This window comes from Staphylococcus pettenkoferi (genome assembly GCF_002902685.1).
Taxonomy (GTDB): Bacteria; Bacillota; Bacilli; order Staphylococcales; family Staphylococcaceae; genus Staphylococcus; species Staphylococcus pettenkoferi.
The window spans coordinates 1-3998 of record NZ_PPRN01000100.1; the positions used below are offsets into that span (position 1 = coordinate 1).

A 3998-nucleotide genomic window follows, 5' to 3' on the forward strand; every position below is an offset into this window, starting at 1 on the left:
TTATTATGTAGAACTTATAGAAGTATCAACTAAAAAAGAGGATGACGAATTTTATTACTCATATTTACTAGATCGGTTGGAAAGAAATTACACACCTGAACTAGATAAGTTAGAATTAGATTATGATGAAGAATTTGAAATCGCAGAAGAGGACCGATATATATCTTTAACTTTTGATGAGCTATTAGAAATAAAAGATGATATAAAATTTGATGTTGATGTAGAAAACGGTGAAATTATTCCTTATTTAGATGAGTCTCGTTTAAATCTATATAAAAATTAGATCAATGATAAAACATTTTTAACATAGAATGAGCTCATATAAAACGTGAGGTAATAGTCAGTAACTTTCTAAAATTAATGAGAATGAACTAGCAAATACAAAGTTATGCCGCTTCTATAAAAGGGCTTTACTAGTTGAAATTATAGCTGTAAACATTAAATTCACATAGCGTTTTTTTGTGTAGTTTTTTAGAAGACTAACTTAATATTAAACTTTACATTTATATTAGTAGCTTATTTTGAGACGAAAAGTATATAAATAATAGCCTTCGTCATTGTTATTATCGAAATCTGTAAGATATACTTAATAATAAGAATGAGTTTAGAACTATGGGTGTGGTATTATGTCGCAGATAAATAAACCGATTGTTAAAGAAATTAATTATTCTTCGGAAATGTTGAAATCTTCAATTGAAGAGTGGAAGATAGCTGATAATGGGAAGTATCTGTTAAGTTATCCTACCGTCTACATTATTAATGATAAAGCTAATAGACAGAAATTTAATATTTATGTTGGTGAGACTGCAGATATACAAGGGCGAACAAATCAACATTTGCTTAATGATGTTAGAACTAAAGATTATTGGCAAGAATTTTATCAATCACCAACTTCTTCAATGTATGTCATTGGACATCATTTTTTCAATAAATCTCTGACTTTGGATATTGAAAATAAATTAATGCATTTTTTATCGAGTGTCGATAACGTTGGCACCGTGTTTAATGGGCGAACAAATCAACAAAATGAGTATTATACTTCAGAGAAATTGGATGAAATATTTTCAAAAATTTGGAGAGAATTACATAGAAATAATAAAGATTTATTCCCATTAGAGAGCGTTATAAGGGACTCAGCAATATTTAAAGCATCACCGTTTCATAAATTAACTTCTGAACAAATCACAGCTAAGAATGAAATTATTTCTAAAGTGCAACATGCCGTACAAGAAGATTTATCAAATCAACTCATCTTAGTTGACGGTCAAGCGGGATCTGGGAAGACGGTATTAATGAGTTCGCTCTTCTTTGAGTTAAGACAGATGTTTGAAAAAGAATTCTCAAACGGATTGCGTAGTTACCTTTTGGTTAATCACGATGAACAATTAAAGGTTTATGAGCAAATAGCGAACAAATTAGGACTCAATCCTAAAAAAGAAAAGGTCATTAATAAACCTACAAGTTTTATTAATAATCATAATCCTGAAGATAAAGTAGATGTTGTGATAGTTGATGAAGCACATCTTTTGCTCACTCAAGGAAAGCAATCTTATCAAGGGAAGAATCATTTAAAAGACTTAATTGAAAGAGCTAAAGTAGTAATCGCAGTATTTGATAAAAATCAAATTCTCAGTCGTGAACAAGTATGGGAAGAAGATGAACTAGCTCGTTTAATTAATGATACAAAAGAGCATAATAACTATATTGCTCTACGTAATCAAATGAGAATTAATGCGAGTGAAGAAACAGTAAGGTGGATACGTACTTTAATAGACAATGGTATTATTAAAAATGTTCCACGTGATAAAAAAGGGTATGACATTAAATTATTTGATAATCCTCGAGAATTACATGAGGAAATAAAGAAAAAAGCTAAAGACATGGACTCAGGTTTATCACGATTAGTGGCTACATTCGACTGGCCTTATAACGGTAATAAGAAACCTGAAGATTTAGCTTACTGGTGTGTGAATATTGGTGAGTGGTCTCTTCCATGGAATAAGCAATTATCAAGAGATAGAAAGTATAAAAATGTTTCATGGGCAGAACAACCTCAAACTATTGATGAAGTAGGATCTACGTATACAATTCAAGGTGCAGATTTAAATTACGTTGGGGTGATTATTGGTCCGTCAGTTAAATATCGCAATGGTCAAATCATATTTGATGAAAAAGAGAGTGAGAATAAAAAGGCGACACAGAAAAGAACACTCTCAAATAATGAGAAAAAGAGCTTTGCAAAAGAATTATTGAAGAATGAGCTTAACGTGCTTATGACACGAGGAGTTAATGGTTTATATATTTATGCCGTGGATGAGGCTCTAAGAGAAGTACTCCATCAAGCTATGAGAGGTGAGTTAACAGATGAATAGTCATGAAGAGCTAAAGAAAAAGATTAATCAATTTAGAGATGATAGAAACTGGCGCCAATATCACAACGAAAAAGATTTAGCGCTTTCTATTTCACTTGAAGCTTCAGAGTTGCTTGAACTATTTCAGTGGAAGGAAACAGAAGCGGTTGTCGATAATAAACGAGAGAGAATAGCTGAAGAACTCGCTGATGTTCTCATTTATTCATACATGATGGCAGACAATATGGATTTCGATATAGATGAAATTATCGAAGAAAAGTTGAAGAAAAATGGAGAGAAGTATCCGGTGGATTAAGGAATAGGAGGAGTATTAAACAATGAAGAATAAAAAGACAATAAAAAGGAAGATAATACAATATTTAAAGAGGTTAGTGCCTCAAGCTACTATGACAAAAATAGATAATATTTCTGGGAAAACAGGAAGATATAACGTACCACCAGAATTGTTTCAAAAACGTACTTCAAGAAAAAATAGAGCACTAATAACATGGAAAACTGTTGAGAGAAATAAGCTTTCAATAAATCATTTACAAGCTTTTGAAGGAGGAGTTGTAGTAGAATTTATTAACGAGGATTACTTTGATGAAAAAAATTTAGATCATCCAGTTTTCAATTATTTGATTAATAAAATAGGTTCAGATGAGAGAGTTTCTGCTATGATTTCTATTAGATCAGAATTTGGAAGTTCTTCCTCTAGTTTACCGAGAGAATATTTTAACAAGCTAACTAATAATAAAACGATAAAATACAAAGGACAATGCATAAAATTAAATAAGTCTAATTATAAAAATTACGCTATTAAAAGAAAAGAAAGCTACTCCAGTGGTATGGGTAATGAACATTGGGAAGGATTTCTTTATGTTTCAATACAAGGTGGGCAACAAGATTCAATTAAAAGTCATTATAAGGAGGAAATACTGTTTAACCCTGCTTGTGAATATTTAAACGAAGAAGTGAGTATAGAATTAGATTTGACAATGAGCTTCTTTATATTAAAAAGTTTACCTACTGAAACATTAAATGAGGTGGATCTAGAAGAATATAACTTGTTGTTGAATGAGTTAAAGAATATTCTAAGTGAATGTAAATATAATTCAAAAGATTATCAAGGAACACTTTTAGAGTATTGTGAACAACACCCAACTACTTCTATGAAAGAAAATATGTTGTATGATCCTATACAAGTAATACCAATTTATTTGGAAGACTTTTCTATAAAAGATAAACAAGATAAAAGAAACTTAGATTTTACACATGATGAAGCAGTGAATAAGGAAAATTATTATTGGGATAATGAAAAGGAAACAATACTGAGTCCTGCAAGACCTACGAATGTCTTCTGGTCAAAACATTTATCTAATATGATGCAACAAAATTTTTCACTAGAAGAGTACTTTGAACATCAAGAAAAAATTATAGAAAGACGAAATGAATTATTGAATAGACATTAGCCTTTTATTAACTATCTCTTAACAATAACTTTAAGTTTACTTTCTAACTGAGGTAAGATAAAATATAGACGCGAACATAAGTTCTCATTCTATAATTGTGCTAGTAGTATAGTGAAAAGCTAGAGAAAAGGAGTAAGTTTAATGATTGCTGACCTCAGAGCGAAATTACAAAAGA

The 3998-nt window shown here is 30.5% G+C and carries 4 protein-coding genes; all 4 read left to right on the forward strand.

The window, feature by feature from the left end; genetic code table 11:
* A partial coding sequence (locus CD126_RS12210; protein ID WP_169931289.1) for a hypothetical protein occupies window positions 1-283 on the forward strand: 283 nt, incomplete at its 5' end.
* A 343-nt stretch (window positions 284-626) separates the two neighbouring features.
* Window positions 627-2372, forward strand: a complete 1746-nt coding sequence (locus CD126_RS11825; protein WP_103370527.1) for a DNA/RNA helicase domain-containing protein — start codon at window positions 627-629, stop codon at window positions 2370-2372.
* Window positions 2365-2667, forward strand: a complete 303-nt coding sequence (locus CD126_RS11830; RefSeq protein WP_049407450.1) for a nucleotide pyrophosphohydrolase — start codon at window positions 2365-2367, stop codon at window positions 2665-2667. The genes CD126_RS11825 and CD126_RS11830 overlap by 8 nt, the downstream gene beginning before the upstream one ends.
* 22 nt (window positions 2668-2689) lie before the next feature.
* On the forward strand, window positions 2690-3823 hold the full coding sequence (locus CD126_RS11835) for a hypothetical protein (protein WP_169931291.1): 1134 nt from the start codon (window positions 2690-2692) through the stop codon (window positions 3821-3823).
* Window positions 3824-3998 lie beyond the last annotated feature (175 nt).

Bases quoted from the DNA above. Each gene is read 5' to 3' on its own strand.
- CD126_RS11825 (WP_103370527.1), top strand. From the start codon at position 627: ATGTCGCAGATAAATAAACCGATTGTTAAAGAAATTAATTATTCTTCG.
- CD126_RS11835 (WP_169931291.1), top strand. From the start codon at position 2,690: ATGAAGAATAAAAAGACAATAAAAAGGAAGATAATACAATATTTAAAG.
- CD126_RS11830 (WP_049407450.1), top strand. From the start codon at position 2,365: ATGAATAGTCATGAAGAGCTAAAGAAAAAGATTAATCAATTTAGAGAT.